This is a genomic window from Bradyrhizobium sp. S3.12.5 (genome assembly GCF_040548225.1).
GTDB classification, from domain to species: Bacteria; Pseudomonadota; Alphaproteobacteria; order Rhizobiales; family Xanthobacteraceae; genus Bradyrhizobium; species Bradyrhizobium cytisi.
In genome coordinates this window covers 90826-112812 of sequence record NZ_JBEPRF010000011.1, presented here as the reverse complement: position 1 = coordinate 112812, position 21987 = coordinate 90826, and the positions used below count along the sequence as shown (strand labels likewise).

At 63.9% G+C, this 21987-nt stretch carries 20 protein-coding genes; 6 read left to right on the top strand and 14 right to left on the bottom strand.

Going from position 1 to position 21987, the window contains the following annotated elements:
• Nucleotides 1–609 precede the first annotated feature (609 nt).
• Nucleotides 610–2085 carry an FAD-binding oxidoreductase gene (locus ABIC09_RS17920; RefSeq protein WP_354110064.1) on the top strand — a complete coding sequence of 492 codons (1476 nt, stop codon included), beginning with the start codon at nt 610–612 and terminating at the stop codon, nt 2083–2085.
• A 27-nt stretch (nt 2086–2112) separates the two neighbouring features.
• Here the strand turns inward: ABIC09_RS17920 and ABIC09_RS17915 are convergent, their stop codons facing one another.
• Entirely contained in the window at nt 2113–2649 is a 537-nt protein-coding gene (locus tag ABIC09_RS17915; protein ID WP_187434642.1) for a hypothetical protein, read from the bottom strand.
• A 378-nt stretch (nt 2650–3027) separates the two neighbouring features.
• On the opposite strand from ABIC09_RS17915, the gene ABIC09_RS17910 reads away from it, so the two are divergent.
• Nucleotides 3028–3303: a DUF3303 domain-containing protein gene (locus ABIC09_RS17910; RefSeq protein WP_018319867.1), complete on the top strand. Its 276-nt coding sequence runs from the start codon at nt 3028–3030 to the stop codon at nt 3301–3303.
• A gap of 491 nt (nt 3304–3794) precedes the next feature.
• Here ABIC09_RS17910 and ABIC09_RS17905 read toward each other — a convergent pair whose 3' ends face one another.
• Both ABIC09_RS17905 and ABIC09_RS17900 read right to left on the bottom strand, forming a co-directional pair.
• Complete coding sequence (locus ABIC09_RS17905; RefSeq protein ID WP_354085281.1) at nt 3795–5354, bottom strand: acyl-CoA carboxylase subunit beta; 1560 nt, start codon at nt 5352–5354, stop codon at nt 3795–3797.
• Nucleotides 5284–6258, bottom strand: coding sequence for an IclR family transcriptional regulator (locus tag ABIC09_RS17900; RefSeq protein WP_354110063.1), 975 nt, complete (start codon nt 6256–6258; stop codon nt 5284–5286). Before ABIC09_RS17900 ends, ABIC09_RS17905 begins: the two co-directional genes overlap by 71 nt.
• A gap of 94 nt (nt 6259–6352) precedes the next feature.
• On the opposite strand from ABIC09_RS17900, the gene ABIC09_RS17895 reads away from it, so the two are divergent.
• Together ABIC09_RS17895 and glsA are read left to right on the top strand one after the other, a co-directional pair.
• Entirely contained in the window at nt 6353–6574 is a 222-nt protein-coding gene (locus ABIC09_RS17895) for an acyl-CoA carboxylase biotin carboxyl carrier protein subunit (RefSeq protein ID WP_354110062.1), read from the top strand.
• A gap of 146 nt (nt 6575–6720) precedes the next feature.
• Complete coding sequence (glsA, locus tag ABIC09_RS17890) at nt 6721–8565, top strand: glutaminase A (protein WP_354110061.1); 1845 nt, start codon at nt 6721–6723, stop codon at nt 8563–8565.
• 7 nt (nt 8566–8572) lie between these two features.
• Here glsA and ABIC09_RS17885 read toward each other — a convergent pair whose 3' ends face one another.
• From ABIC09_RS17885 to ABIC09_RS17835, 11 genes are all read right to left on the bottom strand, one after another.
• Entirely contained in the window at nt 8573–8875 is a 303-nt protein-coding gene (locus ABIC09_RS17885; protein WP_187434639.1) for a nucleoside triphosphate pyrophosphohydrolase family protein, read from the bottom strand.
• Nucleotides 8876–8903: 28 nt separating this feature from the next.
• Nucleotides 8904–9431: a carboxymuconolactone decarboxylase family protein gene (locus ABIC09_RS17880; RefSeq protein ID WP_354110060.1), complete on the bottom strand. Its 528-nt coding sequence runs from the start codon at nt 9429–9431 to the stop codon at nt 8904–8906.
• 574 nt (nt 9432–10005) lie between these two features.
• Nucleotides 10006–10212, bottom strand: a complete 207-nt coding sequence (locus tag ABIC09_RS17875) for a hypothetical protein (RefSeq protein ID WP_148749432.1) — start codon at nt 10210–10212, stop codon at nt 10006–10008.
• A gap of 126 nt (nt 10213–10338) precedes the next feature.
• On the bottom strand, nt 10339–11508 hold the full coding sequence (locus tag ABIC09_RS17870) for an acetyl-CoA acetyltransferase (RefSeq protein WP_354085287.1): 1170 nt from the start codon (nt 11506–11508) through the stop codon (nt 10339–10341).
• A 60-nt stretch (nt 11509–11568) separates the two neighbouring features.
• Nucleotides 11569–12219 (bottom strand): bifunctional 4-hydroxy-2-oxoglutarate aldolase/2-dehydro-3-deoxy-phosphogluconate aldolase, encoded by a 651-nt coding sequence (eda, locus tag ABIC09_RS17865; protein ID WP_354110059.1) that lies wholly within the window; start codon nt 12217–12219, stop codon nt 11569–11571.
• 13 nt (nt 12220–12232) lie between these two features.
• Nucleotides 12233–13198, bottom strand: a complete 966-nt coding sequence (locus ABIC09_RS17860; RefSeq protein WP_354033996.1) for a sugar kinase — start codon at nt 13196–13198, stop codon at nt 12233–12235.
• Nucleotides 13199–13228: 30 nt separating this feature from the next.
• Nucleotides 13229–14215, bottom strand: coding sequence for a D-erythronate dehydrogenase (denD, locus tag ABIC09_RS17855; RefSeq protein WP_354110058.1), 987 nt, complete (start codon nt 14213–14215; stop codon nt 13229–13231).
• Nucleotides 14216–14304: 89 nt separating this feature from the next.
• On the bottom strand, nt 14305–15180 hold the full coding sequence (locus tag ABIC09_RS17850; RefSeq protein ID WP_148749427.1) for a carbohydrate ABC transporter permease: 876 nt from the start codon (nt 15178–15180) through the stop codon (nt 14305–14307).
• A gap of 2 nt (nt 15181–15182) precedes the next feature.
• Nucleotides 15183–16130: a carbohydrate ABC transporter permease gene (locus ABIC09_RS17845; RefSeq protein WP_148749426.1), complete on the bottom strand. Its 948-nt coding sequence runs from the start codon at nt 16128–16130 to the stop codon at nt 15183–15185.
• Nucleotides 16131–16198: 68 nt separating this feature from the next.
• A complete protein-coding gene (locus tag ABIC09_RS17840) occupies nt 16199–17512 on the bottom strand; it encodes an ABC transporter substrate-binding protein (RefSeq protein ID WP_148749425.1) in 1314 nt (437 codons plus the stop codon).
• Between the two features lie 56 nt (nt 17513–17568).
• A complete protein-coding gene (locus ABIC09_RS17835; RefSeq protein ID WP_354085291.1) occupies nt 17569–18630 on the bottom strand; it encodes an ABC transporter ATP-binding protein in 1062 nt (353 codons plus the stop codon).
• A 205-nt stretch (nt 18631–18835) separates the two neighbouring features.
• Here ABIC09_RS17835 and gntR point away from each other — a divergent pair, with 205 nt between their 5' ends.
• On the top strand, nt 18836–19933 hold the full coding sequence (gene gntR, locus ABIC09_RS17830) for an HTH-type transcriptional regulator GntR (protein ID WP_354110057.1): 1098 nt from the start codon (nt 18836–18838) through the stop codon (nt 19931–19933).
• A gap of 127 nt (nt 19934–20060) precedes the next feature.
• Nucleotides 20061–21890 (top strand): IlvD/Edd family dehydratase, encoded by a 1830-nt coding sequence (locus tag ABIC09_RS17825; RefSeq protein ID WP_148749423.1) that lies wholly within the window; start codon nt 20061–20063, stop codon nt 21888–21890.
• Nucleotides 21891–21987: the final 97 nt, after the last annotated feature.

The following is a 21987-nucleotide window of genomic DNA, read 5'->3' as shown; positions in this document are numbered from 1 at the left end:
CCCTGCGCGAATGGCTTTACGGCTTATGTCGCGCTCTCCCCGGGGAGCGATGCACTATTGCCCCCGTCACCTTGCGGATGACTGATCTGCGAGCCCGGTTGGACAGCGCACATCACCACAAGACTTGACGCACAGGCTCCGGGCGCCAGGACCACACGATTTTGCCGTCCGCGCACATCTCCGCCCCTCGCCCCGATGGCTGGCGTGCGCTCGCCATCCGGGCCGGACGAAGACGCTGTCAGCGCCGTGTCGTGCCGCGCTCATGCTGCTCACGGAACACCCCTGAAGGAGCCCCGCCCTGCAGCCTGGAATGCGCGCCGACGCAGTCGCGGCCACCGCCTCCCTGCCCGCGTCCCGTGACGATCGCGAAACGCCCCTTGCGGCGGGCAGGATGGACGCAATATGCGCTATAACCGAATTTCGGTAAACAAGAATGTTTTTACGCGGAGGGATTGACAGGGTGTTTTGCCCGACGGGCGCGGGCATGTGACAACCGCCTTGCTGAAATCGTTCAAGTGTTGCCGATAGACTTCGCGGCCCAAACGTGGACAATGCGGTCCAAGCGCTTCGCGCGCGCAGTGCACACCAAGATGCGCCAGGGGAAACAAAATGCCGACTGCCTTCCCGTCGCCCGTACCCGCCATTCCGACCGCGCCTTTGACCGCCCAGCTACGCGACGCGTTGCGCGCGATCGTGGGCGCGAAGGGCATTATCGAAGACGAGCACGGCAAGCAGCCGTTCGTGACAGACTGGCGGGGGCTGCTGGCTGGTGGCGCCGGGGCCGTCATACGTCCTGGCAGCACCGAGGAAGTCTCGAAAGTGGTCCGGCTTTGCCATGAGCACGGCGTCGCGATCGTGCCGCAGGGTGGCAACACCGGGCTGATGGGCGCCGCCACGCCCTGGCCTGCACACACCGGCATCGTGCTGTCGCTGGGCCGCATGAACCGCGTGCTGGACGTCGATCCCGTCGGCTATGCGATGACGGTCGAGGCCGGCTGCGTTTTGCAGACGCTTCAGGAAACCGCGGCCGAGCACGACAGGTTCCTGCCGTTGAGCCTTGGCGCCCAGGGTTCCTGCATGATCGGCGGCAATCTCTCGACCAATGCCGGCGGTGTGCAGGTGCTGCGCTATGGCAACGCGCGCAACCTCGCGCTCGGGCTCGAGGTCGTCCTGCCGAACGGCGAGGTCTGGAACGGATTGCGTGCGCTGAAGAAGGACAACACCGGCTACGACCTCAAGCACCTCTTCATGGGCGCCGAGGGGACGCTCGGCATCATCACCAAGGCTGTCCTCAAGCTATGGCCGGCGCCGAAGGACGTCGCCACGGCGTGGCTGGCTGTCCGCGATCCGCGCGCGGCGCTGGAGATCCTGTCCGACGCGCATGCGGCCTCCGAGGACAATGTCGGGTCCTGCGAGCTGCTGAGCCGTGCGGCCGTCGACCTCGTGATGCGCCACATCCCCGGCGTCCAGGATCCACTCAAGGCGGATACGCCGTGGTACCTGCTGCTTGAATGGTCGTCCTCGCGCCCGCGGCAGGACGGGGCCGATGGCATGTCCGAGAAGCTGGAGCAGTTTCTCGCCGACCAGCTCGAGGTCGGTCGCGTGCTCGACGCGGCGATCGCGCAGACCGTCGGTCAATCGCGCAACATGTGGCGCATCCGGGAGGCCATGGCCGAGGCCTCACGCGCCGAGGGTCCGGGGCTCAGCTACGACGTGTCGGTGGCGATCTCCAAAATTCCGGAGTTCATCGACAAGGGGCTCAAGGCCGCGCTCGATATTCTCCCGTCCATTCGCCCCTATCCGCTGGGCCACATCGGTGACGGCAATCTGCATTTTTCGTTCATGGGGCCGAAGGGTATGGATCAGCAGGCCCTGAACCAATACACCGCCGCGATCACACGGGCCGTGAACGATCTCATCACCTCCATGGGCGGCTCGATCTCGGCCGAGCACGGCATCGGCATCGAAAAGCTCGACGAGCTCAGCCACTACCGCTCCAAGACCGAGCTCGACATCATGCGCACCATCAAGCGCGCGCTCGACCCGCAGAACATCATGAATCCGGGGAAGGTGCTGCGGCTGTGATGAAGGCCGGGCACCCTCCCCGTCGTTTCAGCCGCGCGGGTTGACCACGGTGTAGCCCCGCAGCGAACGCGCGTGCATGCGCGTGGCATGGCCGCCCGAATTGGCATCATAGGCCATCCACATGTCGCCTCCCAGGGGCTGCTCCAGGACGAAGACGTGGCCGTGTCGCGCCGCAACCATTCCCGGCGCCGGCGATGTCCGCGGAAAGCGCAGCCAATTGGCCGCGAGATTCAATTCCGGCACGATATGACCAAACACGCGCAGGGCCGCGCCGCAGCCGCAGAAGGACGACGGGCAACCGGCCGGCCTGCCGCCGACGATTTGCGCGCCGGAGACATTCGCCGCCGCGGCGGCGCCACCGGCGTCAGTCACTGTCAGTCGCATCGAACGGTACGCCTGCAGTGAGCTCCTGGACACTCGCTCGCGGCGCGTTTGCGAATACGAGAAGTCGCAGGGCATGGTCACATTGCATTCGGAAGCTTGTTGAAGGTGGTACGGTCGTGCTTCCGAGGCGATGGAGCTAACGGCAAAGAAGAAACACGCAGAAAGAACTTGCTTGAACATTGCAGGACTCCGAAATTGAAGACCTGCCCCGGGCAATGAGAAACCAATATCAGTTTGGCTGAAATGGGCCTAAAGAACGGCCGAAACCGGCTGCCTTTGTGCGCCGCTGTCTTCAATTTTCATAAGCTACACGTTGCGATCGACATGATTAACTCGCAGAGTACGAACGCCTCCTTTGGCGCTTCCAACGCTTTGCGACATGCGACCAGGCTCGCTTTGCGCCCGACGCAGAAGATCGCGACGGTGTCAGAGAACCGCGCCCTGGATCAAACCAACGCACCCATTCATTCGCCGTTGTTATTCGATACGCAGGCGCTATCGTGCGCAGGCGGCGCAGCCGCGGCATTCATCCAATAATTCCAGTTATGGGAGAATCGCATGAAATTCATAACCACCTGGAGTGTACCCCAAGGCACCTTCAATGCAGCCGTCGCCCGATTTCTAGAAACTGGCGGCGCACCACCCGAAGGCGTCAAGATGTTGGGGCGCTGGCATGGCATGAACGGACAGGGATTTGCGATCTCTGAATCGAGTGATCCCAAAGCCATGTATCGTTGGCTCGCGCAATGGTCCGACCTGCTCCCGTTGACCGTCACACCCTGCCTCGAAGACGGAGACGCGGGCGAAGTGATGGCGTCGCTACCCAAGCGTTGATCGTCAACACTCACATCACTGCCGCCGCCAACGCCGGCGGCAGTGGCGTGCCCGCCAGTGGTGACATCGCCGCTAAAACGGAATGGCTTTAGGCTAAATCAACCGGCGGGCTCGTTCACCTCTCCCGCTTGCGGGAGAGGTCGGCGCGCCCGGGCGATGCGAAGCATCGTCCTGCGCGCCGGGTGAGGGTTCTTTCCTCTTGGGGACTCTCCCGTTGTGGAGACACCCTCTCCCCAACCCTCCCCCGCAAGCGAGGGAGGGAGCGCATCTCACTCGTTGCCACATCGAGCCTGATCATCATGCTCTAGCGCTCAGGTGAGCGCGGAAGCTCCCATTGCTCGAGGCGATCGATTGACGCCTGGCGTTCGTGCTGGCCCAGCCAAACCGTGAGGAGAACCAGCGCGCCGGCGAGAGCGCCGATGCCGAAATACAGGTTCCTCATGCGGGTTGAATGCGGAGCGCCGAAAATCGTTCCTGAGGCCCGACGAAACCTACGGCCGGATCGTCATGTTCTCCGGCGGTCCTGCTTTTCGCAGCGGCTCGGCGAGCCGTGCGAACTCGCACAGCAGCGAGCGCGTCTTGCGCGGGTCGATGATCTCCTCGACCCAGAATTTTTCGGCCGAGCGAAACGGCGAGCGCAGCTTGTTCAGCCGCTCCTGGATCTCGTTGAGCTTGGCGGCCTTGTCCTCGGCCGCGTCGATGTCGGCGCGGTAGGCGGCTTCGATGCCGCCCTCGAGCGGCAGCGAGCCCCAATAGGCCGACGGCCAGGCGTAGCGGATCGAGAAGCGGTCGGCCGGCTGATGCACCACGCCGGCGACGCCGAAGGCGTTGCGCAGGATCACGGTGCACCAGGGCACGGTGGTCTGGTTGACCGCGGCCATGGCGCGGACGCCGTGGCGGATGGTCGCCGCCTTCTCGGCGTCGAGACCGATCATGAAGCCAGGGCAATCCATGAGATAGACGATCGGCAGATGGAAGGTCTCGGCGAAGTCGACCCAGCGCACCACCTTCTGGCAGGCATCCGCCGTCCAGGAGCCGCCATAGTGGAAGCTGTCGCTGGCGAGCAACATCACCGCCCTGCCCTCGAGCCGCGCCAGACCAACAATGATCGGCTTGCCGAAATTACTGGCGACCTCGAAGAACGAGCCCTTGTCGACCACCTGCTCGATGATCGGCCGCATCTTGTAGACCTGCTTGCGGTTGCGCGGCACCGCATTCATCAGCGCCTCTTCGCTGCGCTCCGGATTGTCGATGCAGGGCAAGGTCGGCGGCAGCTCGTAGACCGATGACGGCAGATAGGACAGGAAGCGCCGCGCGCAGGCAAAAGCTTCCTCCTCGGTGTCGACGGCATGATCGACCGCACCGGCGCGGGTCTGGATCTCGGCGCCGCCGAGCTCCTCCTTCGAGAGGTTCTGCCCCAGCGCCTTCACCACCGGCGGACCCGCGACGAACATCGCGGACTTCCGCGTCATGATGGAATAGTGGCTTGCGGCCAGACGCGCGGCGCCTAAGCCCGCAACCGAGCCGAGGCCGAGCGCGACCACCGGCACGCGCGACAGATTCTCGGTCGTGAAGCGATACCAGCGCGTGCCGCCGATGCCACCCGGCAGGTTGGCCGCGCCCTTGGTCTCGATGGTCTTGACCGAGCCGCCGCCGCCGGAGCCCTCGATGATGCGGATGATGGGCAGACGGAAGTCGTGCGCCATCTCCTCCGCCATCAAGGGCTTTGCCGAGATCGACGCATCCGCCGAGCCGCCGCGAACCGTGAAATCGTCGCCGACGACGACCAATGTGCGGCCGTCGACGCGCGCGCGGCCGAACACGCAGTTCGCCGGCGTCACGGTTTTCAGCTCGCCCTTGGGATCGTACTCACCGATGCCGGAAACGGCACCGATCTCGTGGAAGCTGCCCTTGTCGACCAGTCTGTCGATGCGTTCCCGAACAGTCAGCCGGCCCTGGTCATGCTGTCGCTTGACCTTGTCAACGCCGCCCATCTCCCGCGCGAAGGCTTCGCGCCGGGCGAGCTCGTCGAGTTCCGGCTTCCAGTTCATTCACTCCCTCCGAATTGATCGGCTTGTTATTGTTGTGCACGGCCATTGCGACCGGTTTGCGCGGGATGCGCGCGTTGAAGGCGTCGCCTTCCGCGCCCTCCATCAGGCTGCCGAGCGAACGGCCGAGCGCGACCATCGACGGCGCGACTTCGGCATGCAGACGCTGCTCGTCATACATCGCCGAGAGAAGGCCGATCGTGACGACCACGAAGGTCTGATACTGCGGCGACCAGATCGGCACCGCGAGCCCGTTGATGTGCGGGCTCCACAGGCCGCAGGCCGTGACATAGCCGCGCTCGCGCAGCGACTGCCGGTTGGCCTCGATGCGCGGCCGCAAGATCTTTGCGGCCTCCGGCGCTTCGCGCTCCATTTCCGCAATGTAGGCATCGCCGACTTCCGGTGACAAGGCCGCGGTGTAGGCCGCGCCCGCGGCGGTCGAGGCCATCGAGATGCGGCTGCCGGTGCCCTCGTGCAAACCGAGCGCAGAGGCCGAGCGCGCGAACTGGAGATAGACGAGATGGAAGCGATCGGGCACGACGAAGCCGACGGTGCCCGGCAATTGCTCGGCGACCTCCTGCAGCCGCTGCCGGATCATGCTGCGCAGCTGCGCGCCCTTCATCATCGAGGCGCTCATCGCCACTGCGCTCGGACCGATGCGATACTTCTGGTCACGCGGCAGATAGACCAGCTGCCCCATGCGCGTCAGCGTATGCGTGAGCCGCGACACCGTCGAGCGCGGCAAGCCGCAGCGATTTGAAATCTCCAGATTGCCGAGCCTGCTATCGTGGCCCTCGAAGCATCGCAACACGTCGAACGCGCGCGACACCACCTGGATGACATCACCTTCACCGGCATCGCCAGCGAGTGCACCTTGTCTGCTCAACCGCTCCGAACGTCGTCCCATGATCCCTACCAGTTGTTCCGCTGTGCGGAATTAAATTCCGCTTGCAGACGACGCTACCTCAGGCATTTTGCCACCACAACAAAAAGGCGATGGCATGCCAGAAATTAAGATCGTCACTGAAGTCGCCGGCCGCATCTGCGCAACGCCCGTGCAAGTTGGAGGAACCGTCGTGGATGACGATGAAATTGTGTTCGTCGAAGCCATGAAGATGGAGATACCGGTGCCCGCGCCTGCTTCAGGCACGCTTACATCGCTGCTCGTGAAGATCGATGACCTCGTCGCCGAAGGCCAGACGATCGCGATCGTCGCGAGCTGAGCACGCGCCGCCAGCGGCTTCTCATCCGCGACAATCTGAAACAGATCATATTGCGATGCTGCGCGGCGTCTTGCGTTCGGGCGTCACGACGGACACAGGTGCCGGACGGGTTGCGCGTGCTCTGATTGCGTTGCACAAGGGAGCCGATGATAGCGCAACCGCCCGCCTCCGCCTGGACCCGCTCGAGACCGCCGTTGCTGCGGTTTCTCGACACTTGTCTCAACGAATTCTCCGCCGAGATCTCGGGCCATGTCGCCGACTACATTCCCGAGCTGAGCAAGGCCGACCCTGCCTATTTTGGCATCAGCCTCGCGACGCTCGACGGCCATGTCTATGAAGTGGGCGACAGCCGGGTGCCCTTCACCATCCAGTCGATGTCGAAGCCGTTCGTGTTCGCGCTGGCGCTGGACTTGCTCGGCGCAGGCAAGGTCGAGAGCGCGATCGGCGTCGAGCCCTCGGGCGATCCCTTCAACTCGATCCGGCTCAATGCGGAGAACCATCCGTTCAATCCGATGGTCAATGCCGGCGCGATCGCCTGCACCGGGCTGATCTACGACAGCAAGGGCGCTGAGGCTTTCGAGCAGATCCGGCTCGCGCTCGGCCGCTTTGCCGGGCGCGACCTCGCCGTCGACGAAGCTGTGTACACGTCGGAGAGCCAGACCGGCGACCGCAATCGCGCCATCGGCTATCTCCTCAAGACCAATGCGGTGATCTCGGACAACGTCGCCGGCGTGCTCGACGTCTATTTCCGGCAATGCGCGGTGCTGGTCACCGCGCGCGACATCGCGGTGATGGCGGCGACGCTCGCCAATCGCGGCGTCAATCCGGTCACCGGCGAGCAGGTGCTGACGCCTTACGCGATCTCGCGCACGCTCTCGGTGATGACGTCATCGGGCATGTACGACTATGCCGGCGAGTGGATCTACCGGATCGGGATTCCCGCCAAGAGCGGCGTCGGCGGCGGCATTCTGGCGGCGCTCCCCGCCCGCCTCGGGCTCGGCAGCTATTCGCCGAAGCTCGACAAGCACGGCAACAGCGTGCGCGGCATCAAGGTCTGCGAGGCGCTGTCCTCGCATTACGATCTGCACATGCTCAACCGTAGCGACGACGCCCGCAACGCGGTGATCGCCGACTACGACATCGGCAAGAGCCCGTCACGCCGCGTTCGCCGCCAGCAGGAGCGCGACATCCTGGCCGCGCACGAGCAGGAGGTGCGGGTCATCGAGCTGGTGGGCACGCTGTCGCTGTCGGCGGTCGACTACGTCTCGCGCCGGCTGGCGGAGCGGCAGCGGCCGCAATTCGTGATCTTCGACTTGCACCGTGTGACCGCCACCACGCGGGCCGGCGCGCGGCTGATTGCGGAGGCCTTCGAGGATCTCGCCGCGCTCGACGTCACGGTGGTGATATCCGGCGTCAGGCGCGCGTCGAAGGAGTGGAATACGCTGCGGGAATGGACTGCGGAGCTGAAGAACGTCCGCGACTTCTATCTGCTCGATACCGCGATCGAATGGGCGGAGGACCAGATCGTCTACCGCTATGGCGGCTCGATCGATTTTCACGAGACCACAGAGCTGTCCGAACAGCCGCTGCTCGACGGCCTCGGCGCCGAGGAGCTGACGGACCTCGCCTCGATCTGCACGATCCGGACCTATCAGTCCGGCGCAAAGATCCTTACGACAGGCGATCCTGCGGACGCCCTGTTCTTCCTGCGCAGCGGCGCGGTGCATGTCACCCTGCCCGACGGCGTCAGGCTCGCGACGCTGACCGCCGGCATGGCCTTTGGCGAGATGGCGCTAATCGAGACCGCCCGCTCAGCCGATGTGTTCGCGGACATGGCCGCGACCGCTTTCGAAGTGCCGCTGAAGGATTTCGAGCGTTTTCGCAGGCAGCACCCGCGCGCCTCCGAGCGCATCATGCGCAATCTGGCGCAGCTCCTGGCCGATCGCCTGATCGTCGCCAACACCAAGGTCGACATCCTGACGTCGACGTGAGCTGAGCCTACCGGCTCGCCGCCTCGCTGAGCCGCCGCTTGATCTTGGCTGCGCTGGCCTTGAGCAATTCGGATGGCTGCTGGCCGGTCGCAGCGCACAGGCAGGCCCAGTAGTAGATGACATCGCCGAGCTCGTCGACGAGACCCGCCTTGTCGAGCCAGTCGTCGCGCAGCAGCTTCTTGATGTGGTCGGCCACCTCGCCCGCTTCACCGGCGAGGCCGAGCCCGAGATAGGACAGCCGCTCGTTCGAGGGATGCTCATCGACCTTGGCAATGGTTGCGGCCCAAGCCGCATATTCATCGATTGTCATGATCATCCCTCGCAAGCCAAGCCTTGGTTCAGCCCACCACTTCGGTGACGGGCTGGAGATCGATCTCGAATGTCTCCAGGAACTTTGACGTCATGATGTAGAAGCCGACCGAGAGCTGCAGCTCGACGAGCGCTGCCGGCGTCAGTTTTGCGGCGATCGCCTTGAAGGTCGCATCCGTTGGCTTCTTCAGCTTCACGATCTCGTCGGTGAAGGCGAGCGCGGCGCGCTGCGTCTCGTCGAAACAGTCAGCGGCCTGCCAGTTTTCCAGCGCTTCGTTCTGCGCGTCGGTGACGCCGACGTTCTTGCCGATGCGCTTGTGCGCGACGATCTCGTACGGCGCCTCGCACAAAATTCCGGTGCGCGTGATCGCGAGCTCGCGCACGATCGGATCGAGCTCGCCCTTGTGGCGGATGGCGCCGCCGAGGCGGCAGTACTGCTCAAAATAGCTCGGCGAATGCGACATCATGCGGAAGATGTTGGCATTACGGTTCTTGTCGAGGATTTCGCGGGTGCGGTCGGATGCCTTGGACGGATCGCTGTAGTCGATGCGGGCCATGGTGGAATTTTTTCCTTGAGCCTTTGATGCTTATTGTCGTTGTCGGGGCAAGTTCCCGAAAAATTGTATTCGCGCAGCGACGCAGGAGCAACAACATCGAGTCAAAATGCCGCCGCATTGCTGATCGACCTTGGTACAGTCGATATTCGCCACGTGGGGACTTGATCGCGGCGAATACGCGAAGTGGGGTGTTCCGAGTAAAATAAACTGGCCGTCCTTGCGCTCACCACGCAACGATGAGTCACGCCCAAGTCTAGGGAGAAATTGGCATGAAGGAAGCCACCAAGGGGGCGGCCTCGGGTGCGCTCGCGCATATGCTGGCGGTGACGGCGATGCTGGTCATCGCCAGCATCTTGTTCTACGGGCGTTGAGCTAGCGTGTGAGAGTTTTCGTCATTCCGGGGTGGCCTTCGCACAAGCCAGGCCCAGAATACCCGTTCCAGGCTCGGTCCCAAGTTGTTTTTCTTGGGACCGCCCCCGAATGACGGAATCCCACTACGTCTTCTTCAAAGAACGGGACCAGCTTTCGCGCGCGCAAGGGCGGCCGGGGTATGGCCGCATGCGCGATGCGTCCGCTATTTCTTCTGGCGGGAGTCGCGGATCTTGATGAGACGGTCGAGCTCGTCGTTCTGCTGGCTGATGCGGTCGGCGATCCGCGACTCGTTCTGCTCACCCGAGGCGGCCGCGGCCTGCTCGATCAGCTGGCGGATATTGTCCTCGAGGATCGCGATGCGCTCGTTGAGGGCGTCGAGAGGAAGCGAATCTTCGTAGCTATTGCTCATAATACATCCCCTGCAAATCAATCAGGAGCGGTAGGTAGGGTGGGCAAAGCGTAGCGTGCCCACCATGATCTAGCGCGAGAAAAAGGTGGGCACGGCGCGCACGCGCCATTGCCCACCCGACGAGACCTACTTCAGCGGCTCCAGGACGGAGACGTAGTTGGCGACGGCGGCGCCGCCCATGTTGAAGATGCCACCGAGCTTTGCGTTCTTGAGCTGCATGCCCTCGGGCGCTTGCCCTGCGAGCTGCATCGCGGTCATCACATGCATAGAGACGCCGGTGGCGCCGATCGGATGGCCCTTGGCCTTCAACCCGCCGGACGGATTGACCGGCAGCTTGCCGTCCTTGAGCGTCCAGCCTTCCTTGATGGCGCGGGCGCCCTGCCCCTTCGGCGTCAGGCCCATCGCTTCGTACTCGATCAGCTCGGCGACGGTGAAGCAGTCATGGGTCTCGACGAAGGAGAGATCGGTGAGCGCAACGCCCGCCTGCTCCAGCGCGCGCTGCCAGGCGATGGTGCAGCCCTCGAACTGAAGGATGTCGCGCTTGGACATCGGCAGGAAGTCCTGCGCGTGCGCGGTGGCTCGGAAGCCGATCGACTTGCCCATGCCCTTGGCGGTCTCGGCATCGGCCAGCACCAGCGCGGCCGCGCCGTCGGAGACCAGCGAGCAGTCGGTGCGCTTCAACGGGCCCGCGACATACGGATTCTTCTCGCTCTCGGCGCGGCAGAACTCGAAGCCAAAATCCTTGCGCATCTGGGCGAAGGGATTGGCAACGCCGTTCTTGTGGTTCTTGGCCGCGATCAGCGCCAGCGCATCGGACTGGTCGCCGTATTTCTGGAAATAGGAACTGGCGATCTTGCCGAACACGCCGGCGAAACCGCCGACGGTATCGCCGTCCTCAGGCAGGTACGACGCCTTGAGCAGGTTCTTGCCGATCTCCGGACCCGGGGTGCGGGTCATCTGCTCGACGCCGACGACCAGCACGATCTTGGCGGCCCCTGCGGCGATCGCGCGCAGGCCCTGGTGCACGGCCGCGGAGCCGGTGGCGCAGGCGTTCTCGACGCGGGTCGCCGGCTTGAAGCGCAGCTTCGGGTCGGCCTGGAGCACCAGCGAGGCGGTAAAATCCTGCGCCGAGAAGCCGGCGTTGAAATGGCCGAGCACGATCTCGTCGACATCGGCGGCCGAAATGCCGGCATCGGCCATCGCCTCGTTGGCGACGCGGGTGACGAGGCTTTCGACGGTTTCGGTGTCGAACTTGCCGAACGGCGTATGCGCCCACCCGACGATGCTGGCGGTCATGGTCTTTTCTCCCTGGCGGTCTCTTGCTGAGCTAAGTCTTAGCCCAGGGACGGCAAGACTTCACGCAGGTTTAAGGGCCTGGAGGGTGCGCTGGCAGATGGCAGTTATGCCGGCCCAGTTCCCGGCCCTGATCTCCGCCGTCGGGCACAGCCAGGAACCGCCGACCGCGACCACATTGGGCTCGGAGAGCCAGCTCGCCGCATTGGCCTCGCCGACCCCGCCGGTCGGGCAGAACCGCACATTCGGGAATGGTCCGCCGAGCGCGCGGAGGCCCTTAATGCCGCCGGCCTGCTCGGCCGGGAAGAATTTTGCGACGTCGAAGCCGTAGGACAACGCCATCATCAGTTCGGACGCCGTGGCAATGCCCGGCGCAAACGGCAAGGAGCTATCGGTGGCGGCCTTCAGCAGATCGGGGGTCAGGCCCGGACTGATGCCGAACGCGACGCCGAGCTTCTCGACACGGGTGAAGTCGGCCGGATTGAGGATCGTGCCGATGCCGACGACCGCCTCGGGCACTTCGGCCATCATCGCCCTTGCTGCCTCGATCGCGACGGGGGTGCGCAGGGTCACCTCTAGCGTGCGGACGCCACCGGCCACCAGCGCACGCGCCAGCGGCACGGCATCCTGGATACGCTCGATGGTGAGGACGGGAATGACGGTCGCGGTCTTGAACAGCGCGACGAGGTGGTTCTGTTGGGCAGCGGTGGTCATCTTGGCTTTCGTTTTACTTGGTCGCTTGACGCGTGGTCGCGGGCCGGTGCCGCTTCTTCGGCGGCATGGCATAGCCCGGAATGATGGCACCAGGATAGCAGATCACGAGGCTGGCGAGGCGATGCCCGGCCTGGGCGGCCTCGACAGGTTCGGAACCGGCGAGGCGAGCCGCGATATAGGCCGCAGCAAAGCTGTCGCCGGCCGCTGTGGTGTCGACCACGGGCTTGGTCATTGGTTCGGCGCGGACCTCGCTGGTCCCGCCGGGAAAGCGCAGCAGGCTGACAGGCTCGGCGAGCCGGAACACCAGCTCGGGCGTGGGGATGCGCGCCATCAATTGCTCGGGGCTCTCGCCGGGATAGAGCGCGAGCAGATCCTCGGTCGAGGTCAGCACGATATCGGCGGCTGCAAACGCCGCGGCGAACACCTCGCGCGCGACGTCGCGGTCCGGCCAGCCGCGCGCGCGAAAATTGGTGTCGAACACGAAGCGGGTGCCGAGCAGCCGGGCGCGCTTGATCGCCGCGAACAGGCGATCGCGTCCGGCCGCCTCGTAGATCGAGAGCGTGATCGCGGAGAGATAGACGATGTCATAGCTCATCAGCGAGTTCAGGAGCTCGTCGGTCTCCGGCAGGCTCATCAGCTGGCGCGCCGCCGCACTGTCGCGCCAGTGGAAGAACTGACGCTCGCCATTGGCATCGAGCTGGATCATGTAGAGGCCCGGCAGCTTGCCCGGCAGCCGCACCACGCGGCGCGTGCCGACGCCCTCGGCATTCCAGGCCGCGATCATCTCCTCGCTCATGCCATCGTCGCCGAGCGCGGTGAGATAGTCGACCTTGACCTCGAGCCGCGCCAGATACACCGCCGTGTTGAGGGTGTCGCCGCCGAAGCCGCGCGAGAACAGGCCACCGCCCTGCCCGGCTTGCCCACCTTGGGCCTGCCGGAGCTCGACCATGCATTCACCGATGCAAGCAACGCTCGCCATCGTCATATCCAGGCTGTTCATCTCCAACGATCAGGCAACGAAATTGCCGCCGAGCTCGTCGTCGATGTGAATGCGGATGATATCATCGAAGCTCTTCTCTTCGGTGGTGAAGCCGAGCTCGCGCGCCCGCTTCGCCTCGAAATTGCGCGGCCAGCCGCCGACGATGCCTGCGATGAAAGGATCGAGCTCATGCTTGATGCGCGCCGCGACCTTGTCGCCGGCGACACGCCTGAGCGCGGCGATCTGCTCACCGACCGTGGCCGAGAAGCCCGGCATGGTCAGGTTACGGCGCGGACCGACCTTGGTGAGGTCCATGGTGCCGGCGTGAAGCAGGAAGCCGACCGCCGAGCGCGGCGTGGCGTGCCAGTGGCGGACGTCCTCGGACACCGGGAGGACCGCTTCCTTGCCGGCGAGCGGCTCGCGCAGAATGTTGGAGAAGAAGCCCGAAGCCGCTTTGTTGGGTAGGCCGGGACGGATGCAGATGGTCGGCAGGCGAATGCCGATGCCGTCGAGGAAGCCACGGCGCGAATAATCCGCAAGCAGCAGCTCGCCGATCGCTTTCTGGGTGCCGTAGCTGAGCAGCGGCGTGTGGAAGAACTCGTCGCCGATCGCATCCGGAAACGGCGCACCGAACACCGCGATCGAGGACGTGAACACCACACGCGGCTTGTAGCCGCCACCGACGAGGCGGACGGCATCCAGCAGCATCCGCGTGCCGTCGAGATTGATGCGGTAGCCCTTGTCGAAATCGAGCTCGGCCTCGCCAGAGACGATCGCAGCGAGATGGAAGATCACGTCGGGGCGGCCGGCGATCAGCTTTTCGGCAGCACCCGGGACGGCGAAGTCGCCCGAGACGGTCTCGACGGGGAAACCGGCCTTCTCCGGCTTCTTGGGCTCGACCACGTCGTGCATGGTCAGCTTGGTGATGTCGCTCTTGCCGAGCCGGCCGTCGCGCAACAGCCGTTCACACAATTTGCGGCCGACCATGCCGGCAGCGCCCAGAACCAGAATGTGCAAGAGCCTACTCCTTCTTATTGGCCGGAACGCGCCGCTCCTGAAAGTCCCTTTTGAGACGTTCTTGGCGCGTTCTCAGGCAGGCCCCGCGATCATTCCTTCACGGCGCCGGTCATCGCCGACACATAGTACTCTACGAAGAAGGAATAAAGGATAACTACGGGGACCGAGCCGGTCAGGGCCGCCGCCATCAGGGCACCCCAATGGTAGACGTCGCCATTGACGAGCTCGGTGATGGCCCCGACGGGAATCGTCTTGTTTTCCGACGAGGAGATGAAGGTCAGCGCGTAGATGAACTCGTTCCAGGACAGTGTGAAGGCGAAGATGCCCGCCGAGATCACCCCCGGCAGCGACAGCGGCAGCGTGATCTTGGTCAGGATCTGGAGCCGCGTCGCCCCGTCGATCAGCGCGCATTCCTCAAGCTCGTAGGGAATGGTGCGGAAATAGCCCATCAGGAGCCAGGTGCAGAACGGGATCAGGAAGGTCGGATAGGTCAGGATCAGCGCCAGATTGCCGTCGAACAAGCCGAGCTGGAACACGATCGCGGCCAGCGGAATGAACAGGATCGAGGGCGGGACGAGATAGCCGAGGAAGATCGCCAGGCCGACATAGCGCGAGCCCTTGTAGCGCAGACGCTCGATCGCATAGGCCGCGCAGACGCTGGCGAACAGCGAGATGAAGGTCGAGGACACCGAGACGATGATGGTGTTCCACATCCACAGCGGATAGTCGGTCTCGAAGAACAGTTTTGTGATGTGCTCGAACGTCGGATGCAAAATCCAGAACGGATTGTACTTCTCGTAGTCGTACATCTCCGCATCCGGCTTGAAGGTCGCGACCGTCATCCAGTAGAACGGGAACAGCAGGAAGACCATGATCAGGCCGAGCGGAAGGTAGACGCGGAGAAACTTCCGCGGAAAACTTTCCAGGTAGTCCATTCCGACGCTTTGGTCGTCCGCTGTGCTCATAGTCAGTCCCTTCCGCCCTGCTGCCAGCGGGAGCGCTGAAGCCCGAAGAAGCTCAACAGGATCGCCGCGACCAGGAACGGGATCATTGCGTTCGAGATCGCCGCGCCCTCGCCGAGATTGCCGCCGGTGATGGCGCGCTGGAACGACAGCGTCGCCATCAGGTGCGTGGCGTTGATCGGCCCGCCGCGGGTGATGGTGTAGATCAGCTGGAAGTCGGTGAAGGTCATCAGCACCGAGAACGTCATCACGACCGCGATGATCGGCGAGAGCATCGGCAGCGTGATGTGTCGGAAGCGCTGCAGATTGGTGGCGCCGTCGAGATTGGCGGCCTCATAGAGCGAGGGCGAGATGGTCTGCAATCCCGCGAGCAGCGTGATCGCCACGAAGGGCACGCCGCGCCAGATATTGGCCACGACGACCGACCAGCGCGCATTCCAGGGATCGCCGAGGAAGTCGATGTAGTGCGTGATCAGGCCGGCCTTGATCAGCACCCAGGAAATAATCGAGAACTGGCTGTCATAGATCCACCAGAACGCGATCGCCGAGAGCACCGTCGGCACCACGAAGGGCAACAGCACGATCGCCCGGATCATCGACTTGAACGGCAGCCGCTCATTGAGCAGCAGCGCCAGGTAAAGGCCGATCGCGAATTTCACGACGCTGGCGGCCACCGTGTAGAAAATCGTGTTGAACACCGACAGCCAGAACACGGAGTCCTTTGCCAGCGAGACGAAGTTTGCGAAGCCGATGTAACGGCCGACGCCCCCGATCTTGGTATCCGTCATGCCGAGCCACAACCCCAGCAACAGAGGATAAGCCAGAAACAGAATGAGGATGGCGATTGCCGGCACCATGAACATCGCGCCGAGAAAGTTTCGGCTTTCGAATGCTCTGGACCACAGGCTGCTGCGCTTGACCTGCGCGGCGACGGGCTCGGCCATAACTGCCATGTCGGACTCCCCTCACGGAAACGACGACGGCGGCGCCCAGCGAACTGGACGCCGCCGGCTGTGGCTGATCAGACCTGGTAGTAGCGCTTGGCACGCTCGGCGGCGCGGGCGGCTGCTTCCTTCGGCGTGGCCTGTCCGGAGGCGGCTTCCGCGAACATGTCGACCACGACGAAGTCGCCCATCACGGCGGCCGAGGCGTAGCCGAGATCGCCGGCATAGCCGTTGTCGCGGCAACGCTTCAGGCAGTCGCGATACGGCGTGATCTTGGGATCGGAGGTCCAGACCGGGTTGTCGTTATAGGCCGGGAGCGGCGGCGAGACGTAGCCGTTGGAGGCGACCTCCCACGCGTCGTAGTTCTCCTTGTCCATCATGAACTTGATGAATTCCTTGACCGCCTTCGGATACTTCGAGTGCTTGTAGCCGTAGTAGACCAGGACGTTCTGCTGCTCGGTCGACACGCCCACGGGCCCGATCGGCATCGGCGCGTGGTTCATGTCCTTGGCGATCTCCTGCTGCTTGGGATCGGTGGAGTTCTTGCCGACGGTCCAGATCGAGATGCCGTTCAGGGTGAGACTGAGCTCGCCGTTCAGGAACGCCTTGTTGTTGTTCGAGTCGTTCCACGACAGCACGCCCGGAATGAACGTCGCATAGAGCTGCTTGACGTATTCGATAGCAGCGATCGTCTCCGGCGAGTCGATCACGACCTCGTTCTTGTCGTTGACGACCTTGCCGCCGAACGCCCACAGCGCCCACTGGCACCAGCCGTTTGCGTCGCCCGTGGCATGGCCGAGCGCGAAGCCGGCCGGCGTGTTGTTCTTCTTCAGGGCCTGGCACAGCTTGAGGAAGCCGTCGGTGTCCTTTGGGAATTCGTCGAAGCCCGCGGCCTTCACGTGACTGATGCGGTAGTTCAGGCAGCCGCCGGTCGCGCCTTGCGGAATGGCGATCCAGCTGTTGCCCTTCTTGCCGTAGCGCTCGGCAACAGGATACCAGCCGCCATACTGTTTGCCGAGATAATCAGCAATGTCAGTCATGTCGATCAGCTTCTCGGGGAATTTGAAGGGATCGTCGAGCGTACCGACGATGAGATCGGGGCCCGCGCCGACATTGGCGGCAACCGCGGCTTTCGGCCGGATGTCTTCCCAGCTCTCGGCCTCGAGCTTCACCTTGACGCCGGTCTTCTCGGAGAACTTCTTGGTCTGCTCGGCGAACTTGTCGAACTCGGCCTGGATGAACTGCTTCCAGCGCAGCACGCGAATGGAGGCATTCGGCTCCGGCGTGTTGGTCCACTCCGCAGCACGCACCGGGACGATCCCTGGGCCAGCGAGCAAAGCTGCGCCGCCCAGGCTGGCTTTAAGCACACTACGCCTGTCGAAATGGCTCATCGTTCTCTCCCTGAATTTTATATTTGTATTTGGCCGTCTTACGTCACGAAACGCCGCTACATGCGCTTGCCCGTCGCCTCGTCGAACAGATGCACCAAAGTCGGATCGGGCTTCAGCTTGACCTTGTCGCCCGGGTTGAACTGGTGACGCTCGCGGAAAACTGCGACGACCTGCTCGCCACCGACCTTCGCAAACACCTGCGTCTCCGAGCCGGTCGGCTCGACCACGACGATCTCGGCGTCGGCACCGTCATCGGCGATGGTGAAATGCTCGGGACGGACGCCATAGACCACAGGCTTGCCATCCGAGCCGGCCGGGGCGTTCCTGAGCGGCAGCTTGACGCCGTTCGGCCCCTCGAAGGTCGCCACGCCATTGACGCGGACATGCCCCTTCAGGAAGTTCATCGCGGGCGAGCCGATGAATCCGGCGACGAACTGGTTTTCCGGCTTGTCATAGAGCTCGAGCGGCGTGCCCATCTGCTCGACGATACCGTCATGCATCACGACGATCTTGTCGGCCATGGTCATGGCCTCGATCTGGTCGTGGGTGACGTAGACGGTCGTGGTCTTGAGCCGCTGGTGCAGCTCCTTGATCTCGGTGCGCATGGCGACGCGCAGCTTGGCGTCGAGGTTCGACAAGGGCTCGTCGAACAAGAACACCTGGGGATCGCGCACGATGGCGCGGCCCATGGCGACGCGCTGGCGCTGGCCGCCGGAGAGCTGGCGCGGGTAGCGCTCGAGCAATGGCGTCAGCGCGAGGATTTCGGCGGCGCGCTTGACGCGCTTGTTGATCTCGTCGGAGCCGGCATTGCGCAGCTTCAGCGAGAAGCCCATGTTTTCGCCAACCGTCATGTGCGGATAAAGCGCGTAGTTCTGGAACACCATCGCAATGTCCCGCTCCTTGGGCTGGACATTGTTGACGACGCGGTCGCCGATCGAGATGGTGCCGGAGGTGATGTTCTCGAGGCCTGCGAGCATGCGCAGAAGCGTCGACTTGCCGCAGCCGGAGGGGCCAACCAGAACGACGAACTGGCCGTCCTCGATCGGAATCGAGACGCCGTGCAGGACTTCAAAATTGCCGAACGATTTCCGCACGTCGCGGATTTGCACAGACGACATCTAGCTCCCTCCTCCGACTTAGACGACGCAACTGTGGCGCCGCCACCGTCTTGTTTTTTCTGAACTTCGCCGACCCGAAGCCCTTCTTAACAGGCGACATTGTCAGCAGTTTGTGCGGCTTTGGCAATTTGTCTTTGGTTAGTCGTTGCTGGTAGCGCTGTCAACGATCCTTTGTTTGCGGGAGTGGCTGTGTTAAGAGCAACAAATGGGTCGAAAGCGCACCAAGTCTGGCAAGATTCGGCTGGCAGAAGTCGCCGAGCTCGCCGGCGTCAGCCCGATTACCGCCTCCCGTTTCTTCCGCAATCCCGAGGCGCTGTCGGTCGCCAAGCGGACGCGGGTCGAAAGCGCGGCCCAGGAGCTCGGCTATGTTCCCAACCTGGCGGCACGCGCGCTGGCCTCGCAGCGCACCGAGGTGATCGGGGTCTTGATTCCGTCACTGACCAACAACGTGTTCTCCGACGTGCTGCGCGGCATCTATGACGCTTTCGAAGGCAGCCCCTACTCGATCCAATTGTCCAACACACGCTACTCCATTCTCCAGGAGGAGAAGCTGTTGCGCCTGTTTCTGGCGCAGAAGCCGGCGGGACTGATCGTCACAGGCATCGACCAGACCACGGAATCGCGCGCGATGCTGGAGGCGGCGGACTGCCCGATCGTGCAGATCATGGAGATCGGGCCCAACCCGGTCGACATGATGATCGGCTTTTCCCATTATGATGCAGCGCGCGCGGCGATTGCTCATTTGTTCGCGCAGGGCCACCGCAAGGTCGGCTTCGTCGGCGCACGCATGGATCCGCGGGTGCAGCGCCGGCTCGACGGCTATGTCGCGGCCATGAAGGACGCCGGCCTGTTCGACCAAAGACTGATCGTGACGACGGCGACGCCGACCTCGGTGACGCTGGGCGGCGCGCTGTTCGCCGATCTGCTCGCGCGCGAGTCCGGCATCGACTCGGTGTTCTGCGCCAATGACGACCTCGCGCTCGGCGTGCTCTTCGAATGCCGGCGCCGGGAGATCGCGGTCCCCGAGCAGATCGCGATCGTCGGCTTCAACGACCTCGAATTCATGGCCTCCTCGGTGCCGACGCTAACGAGTGTGCGGACCAACCGTTACGAAATGGGCAGCGCCGCTGCCGCGATGCTGATCGAGGCGATTGAAGGCAGGCGTCCCCAAGAGCCCGTGCTCGATCTCGGCTTTACCGTGATCGAGCGGCAGAGCTCGCAGACGCAGCGGCCAGCAGCCGGCCCGCGCGCGCCGGAATGGGCGCCAGTCGTACAAAATGATAGCGTTACCAACGACCCATGAGTAGTATCGCATTTGTGAGGAAACGTTCGCCAGCAGGCGGGCCGTCGTTACATGCTCGCGCTGCCGGGCATCGCATCGATCGACATCCCGGACGTCGGTCCGCGCGTTTGCATTGAAGGAGAAACCAATGACAAAAAAGCCAACCAATGGGCATGCGCCCGCCGGTAACGGCACCCGCCGCCACCTTCGCTCGCAGGAATGGTTCAACAACCCGCATAATCCGGGGATGACGGCGCTCTACATGGAGCGCTATCTGAACTACGGCCTCACCCGCTCAGAGCTGCAGTCCGGCAAGCCGATCATCGGCATCGCCCAGACCGGCAACGACCTCTCCCCCTGCAACCGGCATCATATCGAGCTTGCCCACCGTGTCCGCGAAGGCATCCGCGAGGCCGGCGGCATTGCGATGGAATTCCCGACCCACCCGATCCAGGAGACCGGCAAGCGCCCGACCGCGGCGCTCGACCGCAACCTCGCTTATCTCGGCCTGGTCGAGATCCTCTACGGCTATCCGCTCGACGGCGTGGTGCTGACCACCGGCTGCGACAAGACCACCCCGGCCTGCATGATGGCGGCGGCGACCGTGAACCTGCCCGCGATCGTGCTGTCGGGCGGCCCGATGCTCAACGGCTGGCATGCCGGCGAGCGCACCGGCTCCGGCACCATCGTCTGGAAGTCGCGCGAGCGGCTTGCCGCCGGCGAGATCGATTATGAAGAGTTCATGGAGATCGTGGCGTCCTCGGCGCCCTCGGTCGGCCATTGCAACACCATGGGCACGGCGTCGACCATGAACGGGCTCGCCGAAGCGCTCGGCTTCTCGCTGCCGGGCTGCGCGGCCATCCCCGCCCCCTACCGCGAGCGCGGCCAGATCGCCTACGAGACCGGCAAGCGCGCCGTCGAGATGGTCTGGGAAGACCTCAAGCCGTCGGACATCCTGACCCGCAAGGCGTTCGAGAACTGCATTGTCATCAACTCGGCGATCGGCGGCTCGACCAACGCGCCGATCCACATCAATGCGCTGGCCCGCCACATCGGCGTGGAGCTGTCGATCGACGACTGGCAGAAATTCGGCCACGACGTGCCGCTGCTGGTCAACATGCAGCCGGCCGGCTTCTATCTCGGCGAGGAATTCCACCGCGCCGGCGGCGTGCCGGCCGTGGTGCGCGAATTGATGAAGCACAAGCGCATCCATGAGGACGCGGTCACGGTGAACGGCCGCGGCATCGGCGAGAACTGCAAGGATGCGCCCAAGCCCGATAACGACGTGATCCGGGCCTATGACAAGCCGCTGGTGAAGGATGCGGGCTTCCTGGTGCTGAGGGGCAATCTGTTCGATTCCGCGATCATGAAGACCTCTGTGATCTCCAAGGAATTCCGCGACCGCTACTTGAGCAGCCCCGGGGATCTCAACGCCTTCGAGGGCCGCGCCATCGTGTTCGAGGGCCCGGAGGATTATCACGCGCGGATCGACGATGCCTCGCTCGACATCGACGAGCGCTGCGTGCTGTTCATCCGCGGCACCGGCCCGATCGGCTATCCCGGCGGCGCCGAGGTCGTAAACATGCAGCCGCCGGCCGCCCTGATCAAGCGCGGCATCCACTCCCTGCCCTGCATCGGCGACGGCCGCCAGTCGGGCACCTCGGGCTCGCCGTCGATCCTGAACGCCTCACCGGAAGCGGCCGCCAACGGCGGGCTCGCGATCCTCAAGACCGGCGACAAGGTCCGCATCGACCTCAACAAGGGCAGCGCCAATATCCTGATCTCGGACGACGAGCTGAAGAAGCGCCACGCCGAGCTGAAGGCCAATGGCGGCTTCAAGCATCCGGCGAACCAGACGCCGTGGCAGGAGCTCTATCGCAACACGGTTGGCCAGCACGCCACCGGCGCCTGCGTGGAGATCGCCACACGCTACCAGAACGTCGCCGGCACCTTCGGTGTGGCGCGGGATAATCACTAGCAGCCACACCGTCATTGCGAGCGAAGCGAAGCAATCCAGAGATATCTCCGCGGAGACAGTCCTGGATTGCTTCGTCGCACCAGCGCAAAATTGCCTT